The organism is Streptomyces sp. NPDC001980 (genome assembly GCF_040296885.1).
Classification (GTDB): Bacteria; Actinomycetota; Actinomycetes; order Streptomycetales; family Streptomycetaceae; genus Streptomyces.
Genome location: NZ_JBEOYD010000045.1, coordinates 17,968 through 43,359, shown reverse-complemented (window position 1 = coordinate 43,359; position 25,392 = coordinate 17,968). Strand labels below are relative to the sequence as shown.

At 69.8% G+C, this 25,392-nt stretch carries 17 protein-coding genes; 11 read left to right on the top strand and 6 right to left on the bottom strand.

Annotated features, from left to right (window positions below):
* Window positions 1-14: 14 nt before the first annotated feature.
* Window positions 15-620, bottom strand: a complete 606-nt coding sequence (locus ABT137_RS42390) for a TetR/AcrR family transcriptional regulator (RefSeq protein WP_351717510.1) — start codon at window positions 618-620, stop codon at window positions 15-17.
* A 179-nt stretch (window positions 621-799) separates the two neighbouring features.
* On the opposite strand from ABT137_RS42390, the gene ABT137_RS42385 reads away from it, so the two are divergent.
* Both ABT137_RS42385 and ABT137_RS42380 read left to right on the top strand, forming a co-directional pair.
* A complete protein-coding gene (locus ABT137_RS42385) occupies window positions 800-2,251 on the top strand; it encodes an APC family permease (RefSeq protein ID WP_351717508.1) in 1,452 nt (483 codons plus the stop codon).
* 77 nt (window positions 2,252-2,328) lie between these two features.
* Window positions 2,329-3,903, top strand: coding sequence for an amidohydrolase (locus ABT137_RS42380; protein WP_351717506.1), 1,575 nt, complete (start codon window positions 2,329-2,331; stop codon window positions 3,901-3,903).
* 118 nt (window positions 3,904-4,021) lie between these two features.
* On the opposite strand, the gene ABT137_RS42375 is transcribed toward ABT137_RS42380, so the two are convergent.
* The gene (locus tag ABT137_RS42375; protein ID WP_351717504.1) at window positions 4,022-4,879 is read right to left on the bottom strand and encodes a phosphatase PAP2 family protein; all 858 of its coding nucleotides are present in this window, start codon (window positions 4,877-4,879) and stop codon (window positions 4,022-4,024) included.
* Between the two features lie 82 nt (window positions 4,880-4,961).
* The gene (locus ABT137_RS42370) at window positions 4,962-5,984 is read right to left on the bottom strand and encodes a LacI family DNA-binding transcriptional regulator (RefSeq protein WP_351717502.1); all 1,023 of its coding nucleotides are present in this window, start codon (window positions 5,982-5,984) and stop codon (window positions 4,962-4,964) included.
* Between the two features lie 383 nt (window positions 5,985-6,367).
* Here ABT137_RS42370 and ABT137_RS42365 point away from each other — a divergent pair, with 383 nt between their 5' ends.
* The 5 genes from ABT137_RS42365 to ABT137_RS42345 all read left to right on the top strand — a co-directional run bounded on the left by ABT137_RS42365 (window position 6,368) and on the right by ABT137_RS42345 (window position 13,150).
* The gene (locus ABT137_RS42365) at window positions 6,368-7,642 is read left to right on the top strand and encodes an extracellular solute-binding protein (protein WP_351717500.1); all 1,275 of its coding nucleotides are present in this window, start codon (window positions 6,368-6,370) and stop codon (window positions 7,640-7,642) included.
* A 100-nt stretch (window positions 7,643-7,742) separates the two neighbouring features.
* Window positions 7,743-8,747, top strand: coding sequence for a carbohydrate ABC transporter permease (locus ABT137_RS42360; protein ID WP_351717498.1), 1,005 nt, complete (start codon window positions 7,743-7,745; stop codon window positions 8,745-8,747).
* A gap of 13 nt (window positions 8,748-8,760) precedes the next feature.
* The gene (locus tag ABT137_RS42355) at window positions 8,761-9,672 is read left to right on the top strand and encodes a sugar ABC transporter permease (protein ID WP_351717496.1); all 912 of its coding nucleotides are present in this window, start codon (window positions 8,761-8,763) and stop codon (window positions 9,670-9,672) included.
* A 260-nt stretch (window positions 9,673-9,932) separates the two neighbouring features.
* A complete protein-coding gene (locus tag ABT137_RS42350) occupies window positions 9,933-11,594 on the top strand; it encodes a glycoside hydrolase family 13 protein (RefSeq protein ID WP_351717495.1) in 1,662 nt (553 codons plus the stop codon).
* Window positions 11,595-11,776: 182 nt separating this feature from the next.
* Window positions 11,777-13,150: an alpha-amylase gene (locus ABT137_RS42345; protein ID WP_351717493.1), complete on the top strand. Its 1,374-nt coding sequence runs from the start codon at window positions 11,777-11,779 to the stop codon at window positions 13,148-13,150.
* Here ABT137_RS42345 and ABT137_RS42340 read toward each other — a convergent pair.
* Window positions 13,126-14,001 (bottom strand): helix-turn-helix transcriptional regulator, encoded by an 876-nt coding sequence (locus tag ABT137_RS42340; protein WP_351717491.1) that lies wholly within the window; start codon window positions 13,999-14,001, stop codon window positions 13,126-13,128. The two genes, ABT137_RS42345 and ABT137_RS42340, sit on opposite strands and share 25 nt — an antisense overlap.
* A gap of 86 nt (window positions 14,002-14,087) precedes the next feature.
* On the opposite strand from ABT137_RS42340, the gene ABT137_RS42335 reads away from it, so the two are divergent.
* The gene (locus ABT137_RS42335) at window positions 14,088-14,864 is read left to right on the top strand and encodes an SDR family NAD(P)-dependent oxidoreductase (protein ID WP_351717489.1); all 777 of its coding nucleotides are present in this window, start codon (window positions 14,088-14,090) and stop codon (window positions 14,862-14,864) included.
* 1 nt (window position 14,865) lies between these two features.
* Here the strand turns inward: ABT137_RS42335 and ABT137_RS42330 are convergent, their stop codons facing one another.
* A complete protein-coding gene (locus tag ABT137_RS42330) occupies window positions 14,866-15,480 on the bottom strand; it encodes a DUF4232 domain-containing protein (RefSeq protein ID WP_351717487.1) in 615 nt (204 codons plus the stop codon).
* A gap of 135 nt (window positions 15,481-15,615) precedes the next feature.
* Entirely contained in the window at window positions 15,616-17,691 is a 2,076-nt protein-coding gene (locus tag ABT137_RS42325) for a carbohydrate-binding module family 20 domain-containing protein (RefSeq protein WP_351717485.1), read from the bottom strand.
* Between the two features lie 201 nt (window positions 17,692-17,892).
* On the opposite strand from ABT137_RS42325, the gene pulA reads away from it, so the two are divergent.
* From pulA to ABT137_RS42310, 3 genes are all read left to right on the top strand, one after another.
* Window positions 17,893-23,259: a pullulanase-type alpha-1,6-glucosidase gene (gene pulA / locus ABT137_RS42320; protein ID WP_351717483.1), complete on the top strand. Its 5,367-nt coding sequence runs from the start codon at window positions 17,893-17,895 to the stop codon at window positions 23,257-23,259.
* Between the two features lie 73 nt (window positions 23,260-23,332).
* Window positions 23,333-24,955 (top strand): SpoIIE family protein phosphatase, encoded by a 1,623-nt coding sequence (locus ABT137_RS42315; protein ID WP_351717481.1) that lies wholly within the window; start codon window positions 23,333-23,335, stop codon window positions 24,953-24,955.
* A 34-nt stretch (window positions 24,956-24,989) separates the two neighbouring features.
* Complete coding sequence (locus ABT137_RS42310) at window positions 24,990-25,355, top strand: 5-carboxymethyl-2-hydroxymuconate Delta-isomerase (RefSeq protein WP_351717479.1); 366 nt, start codon at window positions 24,990-24,992, stop codon at window positions 25,353-25,355.
* Window positions 25,356-25,392 lie beyond the last annotated feature (37 nt).

Sequence of the window (25,392 nt, the reverse complement as noted above, 5' to 3'; positions counted from 1 at the left end):
GCTAGAGCAGGAGGTCAGTGCGGGAGCAGGGTCCGGGCGTGGTTCATGAGGCCCGTCAGGCCCACCTCGAACGCGCGGTCCGCCCTGCCGTCCCCCACCGCCGCCAGGGCCTGTGCCAGGTGCGGGGTCGGGGTCCGGTCCGTCAGTTCCCACATCGTCTCCGGGGCCGCCAGGTCCAGCGCCGAGCCGAGCACCAGGTTCTCCAGGGCGATCAGCAGGGGCATCACGTCCGCCGGGGCGAAGCCCGCCGTCAGCAGCACCGTGACAGCGCGCTCGTACTGTTCCAGGACCCGGGGTGCCCGCACCGGCGAGGTCATCAGGAGCGGGATCGCCCTCGGGTGGGCGGCGAACGCGGCCCGGTAGGAGCGGGCCCAGGACTCCACGGCGGTGTCCCAGGGGGCCAGGTCCAGGGTCGCGGGGTCGATCGCGGCCGCGACCCGTTCACGCAGCAGCTCGACGATGCCGTCCCGGCCGTCCACATGGTGATACAGCGAACCGGCCTGGGTGCCGAGCCGCTTCGCGATCTGCGGGACGCTGAAGTCGCCCTGCTCGTCCACGAGTTGCAGCGCGGTCGTGGTGATCCGCTCCCGGTCGAGGAGCGGGGTGCGCGGCCGTCCCATGCGTGTGTTCTCTCCCGGTGGTGTGAAACGGGTCTTCCCGGATGTCCAGGAGGAGGCTACATTGCCGAAACCGAAAGGCTTTAGATTTACGGGTCCGGGGCAGCTCCTGCCCTGGTAGCGCCGGTCATCCCGCACGCCCGGAACCCTCCCGTCCGTCGCGCTCGAAGGGCTCCCTCCCCATGTCCGTCACCGCTCGCGAGGAGAGCACGCCACCCGCCGTGGCCACGCTCCGCTCCGGCTCGCTCGGCACCGCCGACATCGCCTTCTTCGTCATCTCCGCCGCCGCCCCGCTCACCGTGATGGCCGGCGTCGCCCCGCTCGCCGTCCTGCTCGGCGGCATCGGCGCCCCGGCCGGCTACCTCATCGCCGGCATCACCCTCGCCGTCTTCGCCGTCGGCTTCACCACCATGAGCCGGCACGTCAAAAGCGGCGGCGCCTTCTACGCGTACATCACCCGCGGCCTCGGCCGCCCCGTCGGCATCGGCGCGGCGCTGCTCGCCCTCGTCGGCTACAACGGCATGGAGATCGGCGTCTACGGCCTGCTCGGCAGCGCCGGGCGGGACACCGCCAAGGCCCTCTTCGACGTCGACGTCCCCTGGCTGCCGATCGCCCTCGCCGGTCTCGTCCTCATCGGCTACGGCGGCTACCGCTCCATCGAGTTCGGCGCCAAGCTGCTCGGCGTGCTGCTGGTCGCCGAGACCGGGATCCTCGTGCTGCTCGCGGGCGGAGTGCTGGTGAAGGGCGGCGCGCACGGCCTGTCCGGCGCCTCCTTCGCCCCGCACCACGTGTTCGTCTCCGGCACGGCCGTCGTCCTGGCCTTCGCCTTCGCCGCCTTCACGGGCTTCGAGTCGACCGTCATCTACCGCCGCGAGGCCCGCGACCCCGACCGCACGGTCCCGCGCGCCACCTACGTGGCCGTCGCGTTCCTCGGGCTCTTCTACGCCTTCATGGTGTGGATCATCATCCAGGCCTTCGGCAACCAGGACGTCGTCGCGGCCGCCGCCAAGGACCCCGGCGGGCTCTTCTTCACCGCCATCACCACCTACGTGGGCGGCTGGGCGGCCGACCTGATGCACGTCTTCATCGTGACCAGCATCATCGCCTCCCTCCTCGCCTTCCACAACGCGATCAACCGCTACGCCCTCGCCCTCGCCGAGGAGGGAGTCCTGCCCAAGCCACTGGGCACGATCCACCCGCGCCACCGCTCCCCGTACCTGGCCGGTGCCGCGCAGACCGTCCTCGGCCTGGCGGTCGTGCTCGCCTTCTGGGCGGCGGGCGCGGACCCGTACGACCAGCTGCTGCTGTGGGTCAACACTCCGGGAATGATCGGCCTGTTCGCGCTCCAGCTGCTCGCCGCGATCGCGGTGCCCTGCTACTTCCGGCGGGTACGGCACGAGGAGGGCACCCTGCGCACCGTGGTCGCCCCGACCGTCGCCGCCGTCCTGCTCGCCACCGCGATAGGGCTCGTCATCACCCACATCGACCTGTTCACCGGGGCGTCCAGCACGGTGAACACCCTGCTGATCGTCATCGCCCCGGCCGTCTTCGTCGCGGGCCTCGGCCTCGCGTGGTGGCTGCGCCGCGAACGGCCCGCGGTGTACGCGGACTTCGCGTCCGAGCCGACCGAATAGCCGAATAGCCGAATAGCGGAATAGGCGAATAGGCGAATAGGCGAATAGCCGTACTGAACAAGGGAGTTCACCGCACCATGACCGCCAGCCCCGACCTGATCCTGACCGGCGCCGAGGTCCGCACCCTCGACCCCGCCCGGCCGTACGCCACCGCCGTCGCCGTACGCGGCGGGGTGATCGCCGCCGTCGGCGACGAGCGGGACGTACGCGACTGGCGGGGGCCCGGCACCGAGGTCGTGGCGCTGGACGGCGCGCACCTGGTGCCCGGCCTGGTGGACGCGCACAGCCACCCGGTGTGGGGCCTGGACATGGCGACCGGGACCGACCTGTCGGGCGTCCGCGACCTGGCGGGCCTGCGGGCGGCACTGTCCGGGGCCGACCGGATCGACGGCTGGGTGATCGGCTTCGGCCTCGACCACAACGCTTTCGAGGGCCGGCCCGTCGACCGCGCGCTCGTCGAGGACGTACTCGGCGGCGCGCCCGCCTTCCTCCGGCTCTACGACGGTCACTCCGCCCTCGCCAGTGGCGCGGCGCTGGCCGCGGCGGGAGTCACCGGGCCGCGAGAGTTCTCGCAGCGGGCGCAGGTCGTCTGCGATGCCGAGGGGCGCCCCACCGGGCACCTCGTGGAGCACGCGGCGATGCAGCTGGTCGAGCGGGCGATGCCCCGCCCGTCGTACGCGGCCCGCCGGGCACGCCTTGTCGAGCTGCTCGCCGCGATGGCGGCCACCGGGCTGACCGGGGCGCACGTCATGGACGCGGGGGACGCGGAGCTGGTCGGGGCGGTGGCCGAGGAGACCGTGCTGCCGCTGCGGCTGCGCTTCGCGCCCTGGTGCATGCCGGGCGTGACCCGGGCCGGTCTGGAGGAACTGGTCGCGGCGCAGGGGCGGGGCGGGCGGCACTGGGTGGTCGACGGGGTCAAGTTCTTCATGGACGGGACCGTGGAGGGCGGCACCGCCTGGCTGGAGCACGCGGACTGCCACGGGCAGGGCACGGAGGCGTTCTGGCCGGACCCCGAGGCGTACGCGGCCGCCGTACGGCAGCTGCACGCGGCCGGGGTGCGCACGGCCACGCACGCGATCGGGGACGCCGCGGTACGGCACGTCCTGGACGTGGTGGCGGGGCTGGGGTCCGGCGCGGCCGGCCGGCACCGCGTCGAGCACATCGAGACGGCACCGGACGCGCTGCTCCCGCGGTTCGCGGAGCTGGGGGTGGCCGCGTCGATGCAGCCGCCGCACACGGCGTACACCCGGGCCGACGGCACCGACGAGTGGTCGCGCCGCCTGGGCGCCGACCGCGCCGGACACGCCTGGCGGCTGCGCGACCTCCGCGACGCGGGCGCGACGGTCGCCCTCGGCTCGGACTGGCCGATCGCCCACTACGACGCACGCTCCGTCCTGGCGACGGCCCGCGCACCGCGCGGCGCGGCATCGACGGGCCCGGGCCTGACCGCCCTGGAGGCGCTGGAGGGCTGCACGAGCCACGCGGCCCGGGCGGCGGTCGAGGCGGCCGTCGCAGGCCGCATCGCGGTGGGCTACCGCGCCGACCTGACGGCGTTCGCCCTGGACCCCGTCGAGTCCCCGGCGGACGAACTGGCAGAGTCACCGGTACGGCTGACGGTGACCGGGGGGTACGTGGTGCACCGGGGGGAGTGAGGCGCCGGTGGGCTGAGCAGGGTCCGGCACCGCCGGCGACCGCGGTGGAGGCCGGCGATGCCCAACCGGCCGTACGCCCCGGACCGAAGTCGGCCCCGCCCGCCCGCGGGACCCCGCCTCAGCCGCTCGCGGGGCTTCCCAGCAAGGGCACTCCCGACGGCCGGCGTGGGAGTGCGTACGGCAGGGCGCCGTACCACAGCCGTACCACCATGAAGCCGAAGGCCAGGCACAGGGCGCCGCCCACCGCGTCGAGCCAGAAGTGGTTGGCGGTGGCGACGATGACGAGGAGGGTGGCCGTGGGGTAGAGGAGGCCGAGGAGCCGGACCCAGGGGACCGAGGCCAGGGCGAAGATCGTCAGGCCGCACCACAGCGACCAGCCGATGTGCATGGACGGCATCGCGGCGTACTGGTTGGACATGTGTTTGAGGTCGCCGGAGGCCATCGAGCCCCAGGTGTGGTGGACCGTCACCGTGTCGACGAAGCGGCCGCCGTTCATCAGTCGGGGCGGGGCGAGCGGGAACAGGTAGTAGCCGAGGAGGGCCACGCCCGTCGTCGCGAAGAGGGCGAGGCGGGCCGCCGCGTAGCGGCCGGGGTGGCTGCGGTAGAGCCACACCAGGACGCCCAGCGTGACCAAGAAGTGCAGCGTCGCGTAGTAGTAGTTCATGCCGACGATCAGCCAATTCACCGAGTTCACGGCGCGGTTGACCGAATCCTCGACGGCGATCCCCAGATGCTGCTCGGCCTTCCAGATCCAGTCGGCGTTGCGCAGCGCCTGCGCCTTCTGCTCCGGGACCGCGTTGCGGATCAGCGAGTAGGTCCAGTAACTCACCGCGATCAGCAGGATCTCGAACCAGAGCCGGGGCCGCCGCGGCGTCCGCAGCCGACCCAGGAACCCCTGTTCTCCCTCGCCCGTGACGGTCCGCGGAAGGGTCTGTTGTGCGCGACCTTCCGGCTCTGTCACGGTCGAGTCACTCATAGGCACAGAGTCTGCCAGAAAAGACGTTGTCGACAGATCATCCCAAGGTTGGGTTCACGGTGCATGTTCTACGGCAGGGCGACTACTTCCCAGGTACTGCCGCCGTGGAACCGCGTACCACCAGTTCCGGCATGAAAACGAACTCGCTGTGCGGAGCCGGGGTACCGCCGATCTCCTCCAGCAGGGTGCGCACCGCGGCCTGGCCCATCGCCGGGACCGGCTTGCGGATGGTGGTGAGCGGCGGGTCGGTGAACGCGATGAGGGGGGAGTCGTCGAAGCCGACGACGGAGACGTCCCGGGGGACGTCGAGGCCGCGCTGCCGTACGGCCCGTATCGCGCCGAGCGCCATCATGTCGCTGGCGCACACGATCGCCGTGCAGCCACGGTCGATGAGCGCCGAGGTGGCCGCCTGACCGCCCTCCAGGGTGTACAGGGAGTGCTGGACGAGCTCGGACTCGATCGTGTCCGCCCGCAGGCCCAACTGGTCCTGCATCGCCCGCACGAACCCCTCGATCTTGCGCTGCACGGGCACGAACCGCTTCGGACCGAGGGCGAGCCCGATCCGGGTGTGGCCCAGGGAGACGAGGTGGGTGACGGCCAGCGTCATCGCCGCCCGGTCGTCGGGGGAGATGAACGGCGCCTGCACCTTCGGCGAGAAACCGTCCACCAGGACGTACGGCACGCCCTGCGCCCGCAGCCGCTCGTAGCGCTGCATGTCGGCGGTGGTGTCCGCGTGCAGCCCGGAGACGTAGATGATCCCGGCGACCCCGCGGTCCACCAGCATCTCGGTCAGCTCGTCCTCCGTGGACCCGCCCGGGGTCTGGGTGGCGAGCACCGGGGTGTAGCCCTGCCGGGTCAGCGCCTGCCCGATGACCTGCGCCAGCGCCGGGAATATCGGGTTCTCCAGCTCGGGCGTGATCAGGCCCACCAGGCCCTCGCTGCGCTGCCGCAGCCGCACCGGACGCTCGTAGCCGAGGACGTCCAGGGCGGCGAGCACGGACTGACGGGTGGTGGCGGCGACGCCCGGCTTCCCGTTCAGGACCCGGCTCACCGTCGCCTCGCTCACCCCCGCCTGCGCTGCGATGTCGGCAAGCCGTGTGGTCACGGCACTGGACTGTACCGGCCGTATGTCCCCTTGCACACCGATCGGGCGCCTGATGCGGCCTGGGGGGCGGCCCGCTGTGGGCTGCTGCGTCATCGCACTCCCTACTGAAACATGATGGCAAGAGCTTGCAGAGTCTTGCACAAGTGGCCGCCGTAGCGCTCTACCGCCGTAAACAAGCGTCTCACGGTGGTCGCCGAGAGGTCACGCCCGGATAACTTCGGAGATCTCTTGCACTTTTTTGCTGCAAGGTCTTTCGTAAGGCTTACATCGCTGTTACGTTCCCTGACGCCCGGCCGCCGCAGCAACGGCGCAGTCGGCACGACAGCGGGACGGTGGACGGGACCGCCCCCGCATCACTCGGGCTTAACCCTCAAGGAGAACTCATGCGGCGTGGCATAGCGGCCTCCGCACTGGTGGCGTCCCTCGCCCTCACGGCGACGGCGTGCGGCGGGAGCGGAAGCGACAGCAAGTCGGACGGGCCGGTCACCATCACCTGGTGGGACACCTCCAACGCCACCAACGAGTCGCCGACGTACAAGGCCCTGGTCAAGGAGTTCGAGGCCGCGAACAAGGGCATCAAGGTCAACTACGTCGACGTCCAGTTCGACCAGGCGCAGAACAAGTTCGACACGGCCGCCCAGTCCGGCAAGGGCGCCCCCGACGTGCTGCGCTCCGAGGTCGGCTGGACCCCCGCCTTCGCCAAGGCCGGCTACTTCGTGCCGCTGGACGGCACCGCCGCCCTCGCCGACAAGGACAAGTTCCAGTCCAGCCTGATCACCCAGGCCCAGTACGAGGGCAAGACCTACGGCGTCCCGCTGGTCACCGACACCCTCGCCCTCGTATACAACAAGGCGCTGTTCAAGAAGGCCGGCATCACCGCCGCCCCCGCCACCTGGGACGAGGTCAAGGCCGACGCCGCCAAGATCCAGGACAAGGCCAAGACCACCGGCTACTGGGGCCCCGAGGCCGCGTACTACACCCAGCCCTTCCTCTACGGCGAGGGCACCGACATGGTCGACGCCTCCGCCAAGAAGATCACCATCACCTCGGCGGCGGCCAAGAAGGGCTACCAGACCTGGCTGGACCTCTACTCCGGCAAGGGCCTGCACAAGGCGGACGTCACCGCCGACGCCTACGCCCACCGCCAGGACGCCTTCGTCAACGGCAAGGTCGCCATGACCATCGAGGGTCCCTGGGAGATCACCAACTTCTACAAGGGCTCCGCGTTCAGCGACAAGTCCAACCTCGGCATCGCCACCGTCCCGGCCGGCTCCACCGGCAAGGCGGGCGCCCCGACCGGCGGCCACAACCTCTCCATCTACGCCGGCATCGACAAGGCCCACCAGGCCGCGGCCGAGAAGTTCGTCGCCTTCATGACCTCCGCGAAGTCCCAGACGGAGATCGCCCTGAAGAACTCCACCCTGCCGACCCGCTCCGACGCCTACACGGCCGAGGTCAAGGCCGACCCGGGCATCGCCGGCTACCAGGCCGTCCTCTCCTCCGCCCAGCCGCGCCCGGCGCTCGCCGAGTACTCGTCCCTGTGGGGTCCGGTCGGTACCGAGCTGACCAAGATCGCCGGCGGCAAGGAGTCCCTGGACAAGGGCCTGAGCACCGCCGAACTCGGGGTCGAGAAGCTCGTCCCCGACTTCAGCAAGTAAGTGCCGGCCGGCCGCCGGAGCGCCCCGTTCAGGGGGGAGTGCTCCGGCGGCCACCGGCCTGTGCCCAGCCCGATCCCGGAAGACCAGAAGGTGTCGAACCATGACAGTCGCCATCGACCGCGCGACCGGCAAACGCCACGGTGACCGCGCGCCCCGCCCCGGGCTGGGCCAGCGGCTGAAGAACAGCTACCAGAAGTACTGGTACGCCTACGCGATGATCGCCCCCGTGGCAGTCGTCCTCGGGGCGCTCGTCGTCTACCCGTTGGTGTACGGCTTCTACCTGACGCTGACGGACGCCAACAGCCTCAACACCGCCCGCACCATCGGCGTCAACCACATCGACGCCACCTACAAGTTCATCGGCCTGGACAACTACAAGGACATCCTGTTCGGACCGACGTCCTACGACCGCTTCTGGTCCCACTTCGTGTGGACGATCGTCTGGACCGCGCTCTGCGTCACCCTGCACTACACGATCGGTCTCGGCCTCGCCCTGCTGCTCAACGAGAAGTTCCGCGGCCGCACCTTCTACCGCATGGTCCTGGTGCTGCCCTGGGCGGTCCCGACCTTCGTCACCGTCTTCGGCTGGCGGTTCATGCTCGCCGACGGCGGCATCATCAACGCGACCCTGCACTTCCTCCATCTGCCGCAACCGGCATGGCTGGAGGACACGTTCTGGCAGCGGGCCGCCGCGATCCTCGTCAACACCTGGTGCGGTGTGCCGTTCATGATGCTCTCGCTGCTCGGCGGCCTCCAGGCCATCGACGGCACGCTCTACGAGGCCGCCGAGATGGACGGCGCGAGCGCCTGGCAGCGCTTCCGGTACGTCACCCTGCCGGGCCTGAGGTCCGTCAGCTCCACCGTCGTCCTCCTCGGCATCATCTGGACGTTCAACCAGTTCGCCGTCATCTTCCTGCTCTTCGGCGACACCGCCCCCGACGCGCAGATCCTCGTGACCTGGGCCTACTACCTCGGCTTCGGACAGCAGCCGCGTGACTTCGCCCAGTCCGCCGCCTACGGCATGCTGCTGCTGGCCATCCTGATCGTCTTCACCTCCTTCTACCGCCGCTGGCTCAACCGCAACGACCAGCAGCTCGCGATCTGAGACAGGAGTTTTCATGAGTACGACCACTGTCCAGACCTCCGCCCAGGTCGCCGAGGAGGCCCCCGTGACCGGCAGCCCGCGCCGCGCCCGCGGCCGGAGCGAGCGCGGCCCGCTCGCCACCACCGTCACCCACGGCATCCTGGGTGTCGCGAGCCTCGTCGCGTTCTTCCCGGTCGGCTGGCTGATCTTCCTCTCCCTCGGCCCGGACAAGGACGACTACCTGCACCCGAGCGGCATCTGGCACAAGATGACGCTGGACAACTACTCGTTCGTCCTCCAGCACACCGGGTTCTGGGACTGGTTCAGGACGACGATGATCGTCGTCGGCGGTACCACGGTCATCGGCCTGATCCTCGCCTCCACCACCGGCTACGCGGTCTCCCGCATGCGCTTCCCGGGCTACCGGAAGTTCATGTGGCTGCTGCTGGTGACCCAGATGTTCCCGATTGCGGTACTGATCGTGCCGATGTACCAGATCATGTCCCGGCTCGGCCTCATCGACAGCTACCTCGGCCTGATCCTCGTCTACTGCACCACCGTCGTGCCGTACACGGCCTGGCTGCTCAAGGGCTACTTCGACACGATCCCCTTCGAGATCGACGAAGCCGGCCGCGTGGACGGGCTCAGCCCCTTCGGTACCTTCGGCCGGCTGATCCTGCCCCTCGCCAAGCCCGGCCTCGCGGTCGCCGCGTTCTACAACTTCCTCACCGCCTTCGGCGAGGTCGCGTTCGCGTCGACGTTCATGCTCAGCGACGACAAGTACACGTTCGCCGTGGGGCTGCAGAGCTTCATCAGTGAGCACGACGCGCAGCGCAACCTGATGACCGCGACGGCGGTGCTGATCGCGATACCGGTGGCCGTGTTCTTCTACCTCGTGCAGAAGAACCTGGTGACCGGCCTCACGGCCGGCGGAACCAAGGGCTGACCGTTGGTTGAGCCACGAGGGTCGTCGTTCGTCTGCGGCGCCGTCGTGGCTGGTCGCGCGGTTCCTCCCCCAGCCTTCGGCTGGGGGTACCCCCAGCGCCCCTTCGGGGCGCTGCCCTCGGGGCGCGGGTAGGCGGCCGCGGTCTCCTCCCCCAGAGGGGGGACCCCCAGACCCCGCTGTGACCGCGGCCGCCTCGTCACCACCCCACCGCCGTATCCATCTCTGACCCGATGACCCTGTTACGACGCATCAAGGACGCCATGAGCCAGCAGCCATCCGCCGCACCGGCCCCCGCCACCGTCACCGTCGCCCGTCGCCGCGACTGGTGGCGGGACGCGGTGATCTACCAGGTCTATCCGCGCAGCTTCGCCGACAGCAACGGCGACGGGATGGGTGATCTGGAGGGCGTGCGCTCCAGACTCCCGTACCTGCGTGACCTGGGTGTCGACGCCGTGTGGCTCAGCCCGTTCTACGCCTCCCCGCAGGCCGACGCCGGCTACGACGTCGCCGACTACCGGGCCGTGGACCCCATGTTCGGCAACCTGCTGGACGCCGACGCGCTCATCCGGGACGCGCACGGGCTGGGGCTGCGGATCATCGTCGACCTCGTGCCCAACCACTCCTCGGACCAGCACGAGTGGTTCAAGCGGGCGCTGGCGGAGGGCCCCGGCTCGCCGTCGCGCGACCGCTACCACTTCCGGCCGGGCAAGGGCGAGAACGGCGAACTCCCGCCCAACGACTGGGAGTCCATCTTCGGCGGCCCGGCGTGGACGCGGGTGGCGGACGGCGAGTGGTACCTCCACCTCTTCGCCCCGGAGCAGCCCGACTTCAACTGGGAACACCCGGCCGTCGGCGACGAGTTCCGCTCCATCCTGCGGTTCTGGCTGGACATGGGCGTGGACGGCTTCCGTATCGACGTCGCCCACGGCCTGGTGAAGGCGGAGGGGCTGCCGGACCTCGGCGGCGCCGACCAACTCAAGCTGCTGGGCAACGATGTCATGCCGTTCTTCGACCAGGACGGTGTCCACGAGGTCTACCGGCAGTGGCGGCTGGTCCTCGACGAGTACGCCGGTGAGCGGATCTTCGTCGCCGAGGCCTGGACGCCGACCGTCGAGCGCACCGCCAACTACGTGCGCCCGGACGAGCTCCACCAGGCGTTCAACTTCCAGTACCTGAGCACCGACTGGGACGCGAAGGAACTGCGGGCCGTCATCGACCGCACCCTGGAGGCGATGCGTCCGGTCGGCGCCCCGGCCACCTGGGTGCTGTCCAACCACGACGTGACCCGGCACGCCACCCGCTTCGCCAACCCGCCCGGCCTCGGCACCCAGATCCGCACGGCCGGCGACCGGGAACTGGGCCTGCGCAGGGCACGGGCGGCCACCCTCCTGATGCTCGCGCTGCCCGGCTCGGCCTACGTCTACCAGGGTGAGGAGCTGGGTCTCCCGGACGTCGTGGACCTGCCCGACGAGGTCCGCCAGGACCCCGCGTACTTCCGGGGCGCGGGTCAGGACGGCTTCCGGGACGGGTGCCGGGTGCCGATCCCGTGGACGCGGGAGGGCTCGTCGTACGGCTTCGGGTCCGGGGGCAGCTGGCTGCCGCAGCCCGCGAGCTGGGGCGAGCTGAGCATCGAGGCGCAGACCGGGGTGGCCGGGTCCACCCTGGAGCTGTACCGCGGCGCGCTGCGCGTCCGGCGTGAGCAGGCCGACCTCGGCGCGGGCGACGCGGTGGAGTGGCTGCGCGCCCCGGAGGGCGTCCTCGCCTTCCGGCGCGGGGAGTTCGTGTGCGTCGCGAACACGAGTGGGGAGTCGGTGACGACTCCGGCCTACGGCAGGGTGCTGCTGGCCAGCGGTGAACTGACCGAGGCGGACGGCGAGGCGAAGCTGCCGGCCGACACCACCGTGTGGTGGACCACCGCCTGATCAGCGCCAGATCAGTGCCTGATCACCGCTTGACCGTCGCCTGACGGGGCGTCACCCGGTAACTTCTTGCAGCAACTTCACAGGGCCCGCTACCCATCCGGGGAGCGGGCCCTTAGCATCTGCGCAACCGCAAGGTTTCAGCAACGTTTCTGCAAGAGCCTTCAATGGTGAAGGAACCCCACATGGCACGTAAGACACTCTCCGCCGCGCTGGCGCTGGCCGCCTGTAGCGTTGTCATGACCCCGTCCGTCGCGTCGGCCTCCCCGCCCGGCACGAAGGACGTCACCGCCGTCCTCTTCGAGTGGAACTACGGCTCGGTCGCCAAGGAGTGCACCAACACCCTCGGCCCCGCGGGCTACGGATACGTCCAGGTCTCCCCGCCCGCCGAGCACATACAGGGCTCGCAGTGGTGGACGTCGTACCAACCGGTGTCGTACAAGATCGCGGGCCGGCTCGGTGACCGCACCTCCTTCCAGAACATGGTGAACACCTGCCACGCGGCCGGTGTGAAGGTGGTCGTCGACACCGTCATCAACCACATGTCGGCGGGCAGCGGCACCGGCACCGGCGGCTCGTCGTACACGAAGTACAACTACCCCGGCCTGTACTCCTCCTACGACTTCGACGACTGCACCTCCCTCGTCTCCAACTACGCCGACCGCTGGAACGTCCAGCACTGCGAACTCGTCGGCCTCGCCGACCTGGACACCGGCGAGGAGTACGTCCGCAAGACCATCGCCGGCTACATGAACGACCTGCTCGGCCTCGGCGTCGACGGCTTCCGGATCGACGCGGCCAAGCACATCCCGGCCGAGGACCTCGCCAACATCAAGACCCGGCTGACCAACCCCTCCGTGTACTGGAAGCAGGAGGTCATCTACGGTTCCGGCGAGGCCGTCCAGCCCACCGAGTACACCGGCAACGGGGACGTCCAGGAGTTCCGGTACGCCTACGACCTCAAGCGCGTCTTCAACGACGAGAACCTCGCCTACCTGAAGAACTACGGCGAGGGCTGGGGGTACATGAGCAGCTCGGTCGCCGGGGTCTTCGTCGACAACCACGACACCGAGCGCAACGGCTCCACGCTGAACTACAAGGACGGCGCCAACTACACCCTGGCCAACGTCTTCATGCTCGCCTACCCGTACGGCGCCCCGGACATCAACTCCGGCTACGAGTGGTCGGACGCCGACGCCGGTCCGCCCAACAACGGTGTCGTCAACGCCTGCTGGCAGGACGGCTGGAAGTGCCAGCACGCCTGGCCGGAGATCATCCGCATGGTCGCCTTCCGCAACGCGGTGCGCGGCGAGTCGATGACGAACTGGTGGGACGACGGCGCCGACGCGATCGCCTTCGGGCGGGGCGCGAAGGGCTACGTCGCCATCAACCACGAGTCGGGCTCGCTCACCCGGACGTACCAGACGTCGCTGCCGGCCGGGACGTACTGCAACGTGCAGGCGAACACGTCGGTGACGGTCAATTCGAGCGGCCAGTTCACGGCCACCCTGGCCGCGAACACCGCCCTCGCGGTCTACGCCGGGAAGTCCACCTGCTGAGGGGTCTGAGGGGTCATTCGCTGCGTCCCGATCACCGACAGCAGCCGCAGCGCCTCCTCGGACCGTGAGCCAGGGGTCGCGGTGTAGATCACGACCTGCTGGTCCCGGTCGGTGATGTCGAGGGCGTCGCAGTTGACGGTGACCGGGCCCACCACCGGGTGCCGGAAGGTCTTGACCAGGGTGGGCTCGGCGGACACGTCGTGCGACTCCCACAGCCGCCTGAACTCCTCGCTCCCGGCGAGGAGTTCGGCCACCAGGCCGGTCACCTCGGGCGCGTCGGGGTGCCGGCCCGCCGCGGCCCGCAGGCGCTGCGCCGAGTGCCGGGCGAAGGCGTCCACGTCCGACACCCCGTACAGCCGGCTGCCCGCCGGGCGCGGGGTGAGGAAGGCGCGGCGCATGAGGTTGCGATCGCGCGGGGGCAGCGCGGAGAAGTCCTCCATGAGGGCGGCCGCCAGATCGTTCCAGGCCAGTACCTCGAAGGTCGCCGACGTCACGAACGCGGCGGCCTGCGGCAGCCGGTGCAGCAGGTCGAGCAGGCTCTGCCGCACCTCGCGGGAGGGCCCGGGCGGCGGCCCCGGCGGAGCCCCGGCGAGATGGTGGAGATGCCCGCGTTCGGCGTCGGACAGCCGCAGCGCCCGTGCCAGCCCGCCCAGCACCTCACGCGACGGCCGCGGCCCCCGGGCCTGCTCAAGCCGCGTGTAGTACTCCGTCGAGATGAACGCCAGCTGCGCCACCTCCTCGCGCCGCAGCCCCGGCGTCCGGCGGCGCGGACCATGCGGCAGCCCCACCTCGGCGGGGGAGATCCGCTCACGTCGGCTGCGCAGAAAAGCCGCGAGTTCTTGCCTGTCCACGCGTCCAGTGTGCCCCGGGCGCCCGACCCCATCCAGGTACCGCCGGTGCCTGGATGGGCCCCGCGCCCGGACGCAGGCTCGAAGCCATGGACAACACAGCGAACACAGGCCTTCTGACCGGCAAGGTCGCCTTCATCAGCGGAGCCGGGCGCGGGATCGGCGCGGCGGCTGCTCGGCTCTTCGCCCGCGAGGGCGCCAGGGTGCTGCTGGCGGCCCGCACGGAGGACCAGCTCAAGACGGTGACCGAGGAGATCCGCGCGGCCGGCGGCACCGCCGACTACACGGTGTGCGACCTGGCCGACGCGGCGAGCGTCCGCGCCGCCGTCGACCGCACGGTGGAGCTCTACGGCCGTCTGGACATCGCCTTCAACAACGGCGCCACGATCCAGCACCCCGGCCCCATGGACGAACTCCCCGAGGCCGACTTCGACCGGATCACCGCGGTGAACCTCAAGGGCGTCTGGCGCGCCATGGCCGAGGAGGTCAGGGCCATCCGCGCCACCGCCTCGGGCGGCGCCATCGTCAACAACTCGTCCGTCGGCAGCCTGGGCGCCAACCCCGTCCTGCCGGTCTACGGCGCCCTGAAACGGGCCGTCAACAGCCTCACCGAGTCGGCCGCCGTCACCTACGGCCCCGAGGGCATCCGCGTCAACGCGATCGCCCCCGGCGGCACGCTCACCGCGATGGTCCGCGCCTGGGAGGAGGCCACTCCCGGCGTCATCGACCGCATGAGGTCCACGACCCCGCTGGGCCGCACGGCCGACCCCGCCGAGATCGCCGAGGCCGCCGCCTGGCTGCTCAGCGACCGCGCCTCCTATGTGACGGGCACGGTGCTGCGGGTGGACGGCGGGGCGCGGGCCTAGGTCACGGAGTGACGTTGATGTGCCTGGCCAGCGCCGTGACGGAGAGGTCGGCGTGGTCGACCCACTGGGGGAACGCCAGCGTCTTGTGCTTGGTCGAGGCGGGCGGCGTGATCTCCAGGTAGGAGGCGTGCACCGCGCCCGAGGTGCCGGTGTTGGCGTGGGTCCAGGCGACGACGGCCTCGGCGCTCTGGCCGTCCTTGAGGACCAGGGTCTTCTTGCCCGGGTCCTTGGCGTACCAGGTGTTGCCCCAGTGCGTGTGGGTCGTGATCGCCTTGTGCGCGGAGTTCTCCAGGCCCAGGCCGGGGTAGCCGCGCAGCGCGCAGGTCTTCCCGCTGAGGTTGCGCAGCGTGATGACGACACCCTGGTGGTTCATGCCGCCGGCGAGCTGCTTGCCGAAGGTGGCCTTGAGCGCGGCGGCGGAGCAGGTGGGCGTGGCCTTGGCGGCGGCCGGGGTCGCCGCATTGGCGGTACCCGCCCAGACGAGGCCCAGACCCGCGAGGGCGGCCGCGCCTCCGGCGAGCTTGGCGCGGCTGATCCCGCGGCGGGCACGGTGCCTGCCCGCGGACCCGGCGGTGTCGGCGGTGTCGGTGCTGTAGGTGTTCAGGTCTTCGTTCACGGCGACGACGCTCCACTCGTGTCGTGAGGCACGGGGCGTGGTCTGCGCCCCGTGCCGTCCTCTGGTGCCTTACACGAGGTTCGATGCACGACACCGCGGATTTGTTCGCGCCGTGCCGCGGGAATCTTTCCGGGCCTACTTCCAGGTGTCGCTTGTCGTGTAGCCGGACGAGGTACCCGTCGTGTAGGAGCGGTTCGTGCCCGACTCCCACGTCACGTTCCCGGAGCTGTCCTTCTTCACATACTTGTACGTGAAGGCCGTGCTCTTCGGGACGATGACGAGCTTGCTCCACGTCGGGTACGACGCCGACGACAGCGGGATCGCGTCGCTGGTGTTCCAGGAGCCGAGGGAGGCGATGGAGCCGACGACGTAGACGTTGGTGCCGTAGGTGGTGGTGGCGTACTCGTTGAAGGTGACGTCCGTGGCGTCGGTGTTCGCCACGTTCCAGGAGTTGTCGAGGTCGAGCGCCGAGGTGGTGGTCGTAGCCGACCTGTCGGCGTTGGACTCCCAGGTCACATTGCCTGAACTGTCCTTCTTTATGTATTTGTAGGTGAAGGACGTGTTGACCGGCACGCTCACCTCACCCGACCAGACCGGGTACCCGGAGGACGACAGCTGGACCGCCTTCGAGGTGTCCCAGCCGCCGAGGGCGGAGACGGAGCCGACGACGTAGACGTTCGTGCCGGAGGTGGTCGACGCGTACTCGTTGAAGGTGGCGTTCACGGTGTCGCCGGAGCTGCCGCCGCCCGTGTCGTCGCAGCCGACCGTGCAGGTGTAGGAGGAGTTGTAGAAGGCGACCGCGCTCTTCGCGGGGATGGTGAGGGAGGCGCTGCCGCCGGAGACCGTCACCTTCGTCGCGCCGCCGTCGACCACGTTGGAGTACGTGCCGTCGGCCATGCCGGTGGTGAAGGTGTAGGTGGCCGACGAGGTGCCGTTGTTGAGGGCGAAGAAGCCCGCGCCGCTGCGGCCGAAGCCGATGACGTTCGAGGATATCGTCTGCCAGTTGGAGACGGCCGCCGTGTCGACCGCGTTGTGCCAGGCGACCATGCCGACGACCGCCGTGTCCCGGTCCAGGCAGTACCAGTCGCCGTCCGAGCAGTCCGTGTCCGTGACGAACCCGGACGAGTTCGGCGGCGCCTGGTCGCTCTGCGTCCACTCCCAGCTGGCGTAGACCGTCGGCGTCGACCACTTGTAGGCGAGCTCGAAGAGGTTCGCCAGCTTGTAGGTGTCGCCGTCCTTGTACGACATGTGCAGGCCGTTGCGCTCGGTGTCGTGGTTGGTCACGAAGGACACCGAGTTCGCGGCCGGCAGGATGCCGCTGCTGGAGAGGGACGAGAGGTCGCTGACGTTGCCCTGGAAGGACGACTTCAGCTTGCTCGCGTAGGTGAAGTCGAGGACGTCGCCGGAGCCGTAGTAGTCGCTGGGCTGCGGGGTGGAGCCCGGGTAGACCTCGTCGAAGACGTACGGCGCCGCGCCGGACGTCGTGGTGTTCAGCTTGGCGACGATGGCCGCCAGGTCGGTGGCCGGGATGTGCTTGGCCGAGTCCACCCGGAAACCGTCGACGCCGAGCGCGATCTGCTTGTTGAGGAAGGCGGCGAGGCCCGAACGGACGTTGTCGGCGCTGGTCTTGAGGTCGGGCAGGCCCAGCAGTTCGCAGTTCTGGACCTGGGTGAGGTTCGAGTAGTCCTGGATGGTCAGGTCGGAGGTGGGGCAGTCGGCGGAGGTGTGGTAGTCGCTCGGGTCCCAGTCCGGGGTGTCGTACTTGTTGGTGATCGTGGTGCCGTCGTAGCCGGTGCCGGTCTGCGCGGCCGTGTGGTTGATGACCGCGTCGGTGTAGACCTTCACGCCCGCGCTGTGGCAGGCGGTGACCATCGCGGCGAACTGCGTCGCCGTCCCGAAGCGGCTGTTCAGGGTGTACGAGTAGGGCTGGTAGACGTCCCACCAGTAGTAGCTGGACTGCTTGAGGGATTCGGACGGCGGGGCGACCTGCACCGCGCCGTACCCGGCCGGGCCGAGCACGTTCGTGCACTCGGACGCGATCGAGTTCCAGTTCCATTCCCACAGGTTGGCGATCACATCGCCCTTGGCGGTGGTGTCCGCCTGTGCAGAGGTGGCCGGCAGGGCGATCACACCCGCGAGCGCCAGGGCGCCTGCGGCGACTGCTCCGGCCGTGCGTCGGAAGACACCCGGGGGGTGGTGTCTGGTGGTCATATGCGGCTCCGAAACGAGATCCGATACGAACGGGACAGGTTTCAACAACCCGTGAGAGTGCGGCAGTTGAGACAAGCCGTCAATACGCCCCGTGAAAGTTCTTGCTGTGAGTTTCAAGCCTCTTGCTGTAAACCTTTCGTTAGCGATACGGTCGCGCCGGGTCGGACCCAAGAGAGCCGCTATCGCTAGGAGTTCATACCGGTGATACATGTCAGACGGGTCGCGGCCGTCGCCGTCGCCGCCCTCGCCGCCGCGCTCGTGCAGCCGGTCGCCGCACACGCCGCCGCCCCGCCCGCCCCGCCCTCCGACGCGAGGCTCGCCGCCGAGCCCGCCCGGCACGACGACACCCGGGAGCAGTTCTACTTCGTCATGCCGGACCGTTTCGCCAACGGTGACACCGGCAACGACAAGGGCGGCCTCACCGGCTCCCGGCTCTCCACCGGCTACGACCCCACCGACAAGGGCTTCTACCAGGGCGGCGACCTCAAAGGGTTGACCCGGCGGCTCGACTACATCAAGGGGCTCGGCACCACCGCCATCTGGATGGCGCCGATCTTCAAGAACAGGCCCGTGCAGGGGACCGGGAGCAACGCCTCGGCCGGCTACCACGGGTACTGGATCACCGACTTCACCCAGGTCGACCCGCACTTCGGGACCAACAAGGACCTTCAGACCCTCATCTCCAAGGCGCACGCCAAGGGCATGAAGGTCTTCTTCGACGTCATCACCAACCACACCGCCGACGTCGTCGACTACGAGGAGAAGTCGTACGACTACCTCTCCAAAGGTGCCTTCCCCTACCTGACCAAGGACGGGCAGCCCTTCGACGACGCCGACTACGCGGACGGGAAGAAGAAGTTCCCGGCCGTCTCCACCGCCTCCTTCCCGCGCACGCCGACCGTCGCCAGCCGGTCGAAGGTGCCGTCGTGGCTCAACGACCCGACGATGTACCACAACCGGGGCGACTCGACGTTCGCCGGCGAGTCCGCGACCTATGGCGACTTCTCCGGCCTGGACGACCTGTGGACCGAGCGGCCCGAAGTCGTCAGCGGCATGGAGAAGATCTACGAGCGGTGGGTGAAGGACTTCGCCATCGACGGCTTCCGGATCGACACCGTCAAGAACGTCGACATGGAGTTCTGGACCCAGTGGGCGACCGCGCTGGACACGTACGCGGCGCGGCACGGCCGTAAGAACTTCTTCATGTTCGGCGAGACGTACTCCGCGGACACGTCCGTCACCTCCCCGTACGTCACCCAGGGCCGTCTCGACGCGACCCTCGACTTCCCCTTCCAGGACGCGGCCCGCTCCTACGCCTCCCAGGGCGGCAGCGCGCAGAAGCTGGCGAGCGTCTTCGGCGACGACTACAAGTACACGACCGACAAGGCGAACGCCTACGAGCAGGTCACCTTCCTCGGCAACCACGACATGGGCCGGATCGGGTACTTCCTGGAGCAGGACAACCCGAAGGCCACGGACGCGCAGCTGCTGGCCAAGGACAGGCTCGCCAACGAGGTGATGTTCCTCAGCCGGGGCAACCCGGTCGTCTACTACGGCGACGAGCAGGGCTTCACCGGCTCCGGCGGCGACAAGGACGCCCGGCAGACGATGTTCGCGTCGAAGGTCGCCGACTATCTCGACGACGACGAGATCGGCACCGACCGGACCGCCGCCGGCGACTCCTACGACACGAGTGCGCCGCTCTACAAGCAGATCAGTGCTCTGAGCAAACTCCGCGCGGCCAACCCCGCTCTCGCCGACGGCGTCCAGACCGAGCGGTACGCCGCCGACGGCGCCGGCGTCTACGCGTTCACCCGGACGGACGCGAAGACCGGCCAGGAGTACGTCGTCGCCTTCAACAACGCCGACACGGCGCAGACTGCGACCTTCGCCACCGGCTCCGCCGGCATGCGCTACCGGGCCGCCTACGGCACGGACGGCCCCCTCACCTCCGACGGCTCGGCCGAGCTGACCGTCACCGTGCCCGCCGAGTCCGCCGTCGTCTACAAGGCGGCCGGCCCCCTCGCCAAGCCCGCCACCACCCCCACGATCACCCTCCAGGCCCCGGCCGCCGGCGCCACCGGCACCGTCGACCTCACCGCGAACGTCACCGGCGGCCGGCTCAACCGCGTCGTCTTCGCCGCCCAGGTCGGCAACGGCAGGTGGACCATCCTCGGCTCCGCCGACCACGCCCCCTACAAGGTCACCCAGACCCTCGCCACGGACGTCCCGGCCGGCACCGCCCTGCGCTACAAGGCGGTCGTCGTCGACTCCGCCGGGCACACCTCCAGTGCCCTGGCCGCGAGCACCAGCGGCACCGCGCCTGCCGCCGAGACGCCCACCGCCTCCTCCCGCGACTACGCGGTCGTCCACTACAAGCGCACCGACGGCGACTACGACAACTGGGGCCTGTACGCCTGGGGCGACCTCGCCGACGGCGAGGCGACCACCTGGCCCGCCGGCCACCCCTTCACCGGCCGTGACGCGTACGGCGCCTTCGCCTACGTCAAGCTGAAGCCCGGCGCCACGAACGTCGGCTTCCTCGTCGTCGACAAGGACGGCAACAAGGACGTCTCCGCCGACCGCTCCATCGACGTCACCAAGACGGGCGAGGTGTGGATCGAGCAGGGGAAGACGGACGTACTCACCACACGGCCCGACCACCCCGCCCAGGACACCACGAAGGCGATCATCCACTACCACCGTGCCGACGGGGACTACGACGGCTGGGGCCTGCACGTCTGGACGGGCGCCGCGAACCCCACCGACTGGTCGAGCCCCCTGCAGCCGGTGAAGACTGATGCCTATGGCGCGGTCTTCGAGGTACCGCTCACCGAGGGTGCCACCAGCCTCAGCTACATCATCCACAAGGGCGACGAGAAGGATCTCTCCGCCGACCAGTCACTCGACCTCAAGTCCCATGGCTATGAGGTGTGGCTGTTGAACGGCCAGGAGAAGTACCTGCTCCCGCAGCCCGCCGGCAGCGCGGCCGCGCTCGACCTGGCCACCTCCAAGGCGGTCTGGATCGACCGGGACACGGTCGCCTGGGACGGCGTCGACGGCGCGGTCTCCACCCAGCTGGTGTACTCCCGCGACGGTTCGATCGCCGTCAAGGACGGGACCCTGACCAGCGACGACGAGCGGTGGCTGCGGCTGACGAAGACCACCCTCACCGACGCGCAGAAGGCCGAGTTCCCGTACCTGAAGGACTACACGGCCTGGTCGGTCGACCCGCGCGACCGGGACCGGGTGCGCGAGGCGCTCGGCGGACAGCTCGTCGCCTCCCAGCGGGCCGCCAACGGCGCCGTACTGGCCGCGACCGGCGTGCAGATCGCCGGCGTGCTGGACGACGTGTACGCCAAGGCCACGACGGCGGACCTCGGGCCGGTCTTCCACCACGGAAAGCCGACCCTCTCCGTCTGGGCGCCGACCGCGCAGTCCGTCGCCCTCGAACTCGACGGCACGCCGAAGACCATGCACCGTGACTCCGCCACCGGCGTCTGGTCCGTCACCGGCCCCGCGTCCTGGAAGAACAAGCCCTACCGGTACGTCGTGAAGGTCTGGGCGCCCAGCGTCCGGAAGGTCGTCACCAACAAGGTCACCGACCCCTACTCGGTCGCCCTCACCGCCGACTCCGAGCGCAGCCTCGTCGTCGACCTGAACGACAAGTCCCTGGCCCCGGGCGGCTGGTCGACGTACACCAAGCCCAAGGCCGTGCCGATGAAGGACGCCCAGATCCAGGAGCTGCACGTCCGGGACTTCTCGGTGGCGGACTCCACGGTCCCGGCCGCGGACCGGGGCACGTACCTCGCCTTCACCGACAAGAACAGCGACGGCTCGAAGCACCTCAAGGCGCTTGCCGAGTCCGGGACTTCCTACGTCCATCTCCTCCCGGCCTTCGACTTCGCGACCGTGCCCGAGAAGAAGGCCGACCAGGCGAGCCCCGACTGCGACCTCGCCTCCTACCCGGCCGACTCGGAGAAGCAGCAGGCGTGCGTCTCCGCGGTGGCCGCGAAGGACGCCTACAACTGGGGTTACGACCCGTACCACTTCACGGTCCCCGAGGGGTCGTACGCCACCGACCCGGACGGCACCGCGCGTACCGTCCAGTTCCGGAAGATGGTCAAGTCGCTCAACGACGACGGGCTGCGGGTCGTCATGGACGTCGTCTACAACCACACGGCGGCCGGCGGAGAGGCGGACACCAGCGTCCTCGACCAGATCGTGCCCGGCTACTACCAGCGGCTGCTCGCCGACGGCAGCGTCGCCAACAGCACCTGCTGCGCCAACACCGCGCCCGAGAACGCCATGATGGGCAAACTGGTGGTGGACTCGATCGTCACCTGGGCGAAGGAGTACAAGGTCGACGGCTTCCGCTTCGACCTGATGGGACACCACCCGAAGGCCAACATCCTGGCCGTCCGGAAGGCGCTCGACGCGCTGACGCTGAAGAAGGACGGCGTCGACGGCAAGAAGATCATCCTGTACGGCGAGGGCTGGAACTTCGGCGAGGTCGCCAACGACGCCCGGTTCGTGCAGGCCACGCAGCAGAACATGGCCGGCACCGGCATCGCCACCTTCTCCGACCGCGCCCGGGACGCGGTGCGCGGCGGCAGCCCCTTCGACGACGACCCCGGCATCCAGGGCTTCGCGTCCGGCCTCTACACCGACCCCAACTCCTCGACGGCCAACGGCACCGAGGCCGAGCAGAAGGCCCGGCTGCTGCACTACCAGGACCTGATCAAGGTCGGGCTGACCGGCAACCTCGCCAAGTACCGGTTCACCGACACCGACGGCAAGGAGGTCACCGGCGCCGAGATCGACTACAACGGCTCGCCCGCCGGATACGCCGACGCGCCCGGCGACGCCCTCGCCTATGTCGACGCGCACGACAACGAGTCACTGTTCGACGCACTGACGTACAAACTGCCGTCCGGCACCTCCGCGTCCGACCGGGCCCGGATGCAGGTCCTGGCGATGGCCACGGCCGCCCTCTCGCAGGGTCCTTCGCTCTCCCAGGCCGGCACCGACCTGCTGCGCTCCAAGTCCCTGGACCGCAACTCCTTCGACAGCGGCGACTGGTTCAATGCCATCCACTGGAACTGCGCCGACGGCAACGGCTTCGGCCGCGGACTGCCGACGGCCGCCGACAACCAGTCCAAGTGGTCGTACGCCAAGCCGCTGCTGACCTCGGTGAAGGTCGGCTGCGCGCAGATCGACGGAGCCTCGGCCGCCTACCAGGACCTGCTGAAGATCCGCACGACCGACAAGGCGTTCTCGCTCGGCACGGCCGCGCAGGTGCAGGCAAAGCTCGCCTTCCCGCTGTCCGGGAAGGACGAGACGCCCGGCGTGATCACCATGGAACTCGGTGATCTGGTCGTCGTGTTCAACGCGAGTCCCGAGCGGCAGGAGCAGCGGGTGGGCACCCTGGCCGGAACCGGCTACCGGCTGCACCCGGTGCAGGCGTCGGGCGCGGACTCCGTCGTCAAGTCGGCATCGTACGAGCGGGAAACGGGTACGTTCGAGGTTCCGGGGCGCACGGTGGCGGTGTTCTCCCGGACGTCGTGACCGAGGCCTTACGTTGGTGGGGCAGGCCCGCCACCGGGTACTGCCCCACCGGTGTTGTCCAGGGGCTGGGAGAATGGACGTCAACGGCAAGCTGACAGACACGACCGTGCTGGTCGTGGACGACGAGCCCGCGAGCCGGTACGCGATGGGCACCATACTGCGGCGGGCCGGTCACCAGGTCGTCGCGGTCGCCGACGGTCGGCAGGCGCTCGGCGAGCTCGACGTACGGCTGCGCAAAGGCGCCCTGCCCGACGTGGCCCTCATCGACGTGAACCTGCCGGACATGAGCGGCTTCGAGCTGTGCCGTCGGCTGAAGGAGCGGCCGCACATGGCCGGTCTGCCCGTCGTGCACTTCTCGGCTCTGCGCACCGCCCCGCTGGACCGCTGCCCGGGGCTGGACACGGGGGCCGAGGCGTATCTGACGGTGCCCGCCGAGCCGGAGGAGATCGACGCGGCGGTCCGGGCCGCGGTGCGCGCCGCCCGGCTGCGCGCCGACGACCAGGCACTGGTACGGCGGCTGAAACTGCTGTCGGAGACGATCGTCACCATCCAGGCGGCACGCTCGCTGCACGAACTGGCCGACGCCGCCGCGGACGGTGCCGCACGCCTCCTCGGCTGCCCCGCCGCCGTCTTCGTCCTCGACCAGGACGACGAGCTGTACCGCGGCCTGTACCGGGAGCGCACCTCCCTCGCCCTGCCCGACGAGGGCGCCCACCGGGACGTGGCCGGTCTGCTGCGGCGGCTCACCCGCGGGCAGTCCGGGGTCCGGATCACCACCGTGCCGACGCCGCTGTGGCCCACCGGTTTCTTCCGGCCCGGGGTGCAGCACGACGCCCGGCTGACGCTGGTCCTCACCCAGGACGGCAAGGTGCCGGTGTGCGTGGCCACCCCCACCCGCGGACAGCGCAGGGTCGACCCCGAGAACGAGGCGCTGCTGGCCCAGCTGGCCCAGGCCACCGCGCTCGCCGCCGAGCCACTGCTCATGTACCAGGTGGAGCGGCATGTCGCGCTCACCCTTCAGCACAGCTTCCTGCCCCGCCCGCACCAGCTGCCCGAGCTGCCGGGCGTCGACATAGCGGTCCGTTACGAGCCCGCCTCGCAGGAGACCGAGATCGGCGGCGACTTCTATGCCGCGCTGCGGGTCGGCGACGGGGTGCTCACCGCGGTCGGGGACGTCGTGGGGCACTCGCTGGACGCGGCCACCGTCATGGTCGAACTGCGGCACGCACTGCGCGCCTACTGTCTCACCGAGAGCGACCCGTCCGCCCTCGCCGAACGGCTCGACCAGCTGCTCCAGCACTACCACGCCGAGGTCACGGCCACCGTCTGCCTGGCCCTCATCGATCCGCGGACCGGGCGCACCCGCGTCGCCAACGCGGGCCACATCCCACCGCTGATACTGGGCGACGACGGCAGCGCCGAGTACGTCAAGGCGTCCGGTCCGCTGCTCGGGGTGGGCCTGCCCCATCCGCCGCCCACCGAGCTGGTCCTCGAACCCACCGACCGGCTCCTCATGGTCACCGACGGCCTGATCGAGACCCGCGGCACCGACCTCACGGTCTCGATGGAACACCTCCGGGCCGCCGCCGGCGGTGCTCTGCCCGGCCTGGAGGCGCTGTGCGACACCCTCCTCGCCTGCTTCGGCCGGGACCGCGAGGACGACATCGCACTCCTTGCACTGAACCTGGCGAACTAGGCTGAGCCCCAGTAGCCGTAGAACAGGAGCGCTGATGCCGCAGATCACCGTCGACTACACCGCCGTGCTGACCGACGAGGGCGTCTTCGACACGGACGGTTTCGTACGCGCGCTGCACGAGACGGTCGTCGAGATCGCCGCCGCCAAGCCGGAGGCCTGCAAGACCATGTTCCGGGACGGGTACTCCGCGTACGGATACAACGCCATGGACCAGAGCGACGCCCTCGTGCATGTGACCATCGCGCTTCTCGCCGGACGCACCGAGGAGACGAAGGCGAAGCTCACGGAGGCCGTGCTGGAGTTGGTCCGCAGCCATGTGACGCCGACCGACGGGATCACCCTGCACGCCTCCGCCGAGGTACGGGACCTGGACCCGTCCTACCGGAAGTACGAGGGCTAGCTTCAGCGCCCCAAAGGGGCGCGGGGAACTGCGCGAC

What these genes read in the sequence shown, in the direction of transcription:
- ABT137_RS42390 (WP_351717510.1), bottom strand. Translation starts at nt 620, where the DNA reads ATGGGACGGCCGCGCACCCCGCTCCTCGACCGGGAGCGGATCACCACG.
- ABT137_RS42385 (WP_351717508.1), top strand. Translation starts at nt 800, where the DNA reads ATGTCCGTCACCGCTCGCGAGGAGAGCACGCCACCCGCCGTGGCCACG.
- ABT137_RS42380 (WP_351717506.1), top strand. Translation starts at nt 2,329, where the DNA reads ATGACCGCCAGCCCCGACCTGATCCTGACCGGCGCCGAGGTCCGCACC.
- ABT137_RS42375 (WP_351717504.1), bottom strand. Translation starts at nt 4,879, where the DNA reads ATGAGTGACTCGACCGTGACAGAGCCGGAAGGTCGCGCACAACAGACC.
- ABT137_RS42365 (WP_351717500.1), top strand. Translation starts at nt 6,368, where the DNA reads ATGCGGCGTGGCATAGCGGCCTCCGCACTGGTGGCGTCCCTCGCCCTC.
- ABT137_RS42360 (WP_351717498.1), top strand. Translation starts at nt 7,743, where the DNA reads ATGACAGTCGCCATCGACCGCGCGACCGGCAAACGCCACGGTGACCGC.
- ABT137_RS42355 (WP_351717496.1), top strand. Translation starts at nt 8,761, where the DNA reads ATGAGTACGACCACTGTCCAGACCTCCGCCCAGGTCGCCGAGGAGGCC.
- ABT137_RS42350 (WP_351717495.1), top strand. Translation starts at nt 9,933, where the DNA reads ATGAGCCAGCAGCCATCCGCCGCACCGGCCCCCGCCACCGTCACCGTC.
- ABT137_RS42345 (WP_351717493.1), top strand. Translation starts at nt 11,777, where the DNA reads ATGGCACGTAAGACACTCTCCGCCGCGCTGGCGCTGGCCGCCTGTAGC.
- ABT137_RS42335 (WP_351717489.1), top strand. Translation starts at nt 14,088, where the DNA reads ATGGACAACACAGCGAACACAGGCCTTCTGACCGGCAAGGTCGCCTTC.
- ABT137_RS42325 (WP_351717485.1), bottom strand. Translation starts at nt 17,691, where the DNA reads ATGACCACCAGACACCACCCCCCGGGTGTCTTCCGACGCACGGCCGGA.
- ABT137_RS42315 (WP_351717481.1), top strand. Translation starts at nt 23,333, where the DNA reads ATGGACGTCAACGGCAAGCTGACAGACACGACCGTGCTGGTCGTGGAC.
- ABT137_RS42310 (WP_351717479.1), top strand. Translation starts at nt 24,990, where the DNA reads ATGCCGCAGATCACCGTCGACTACACCGCCGTGCTGACCGACGAGGGC.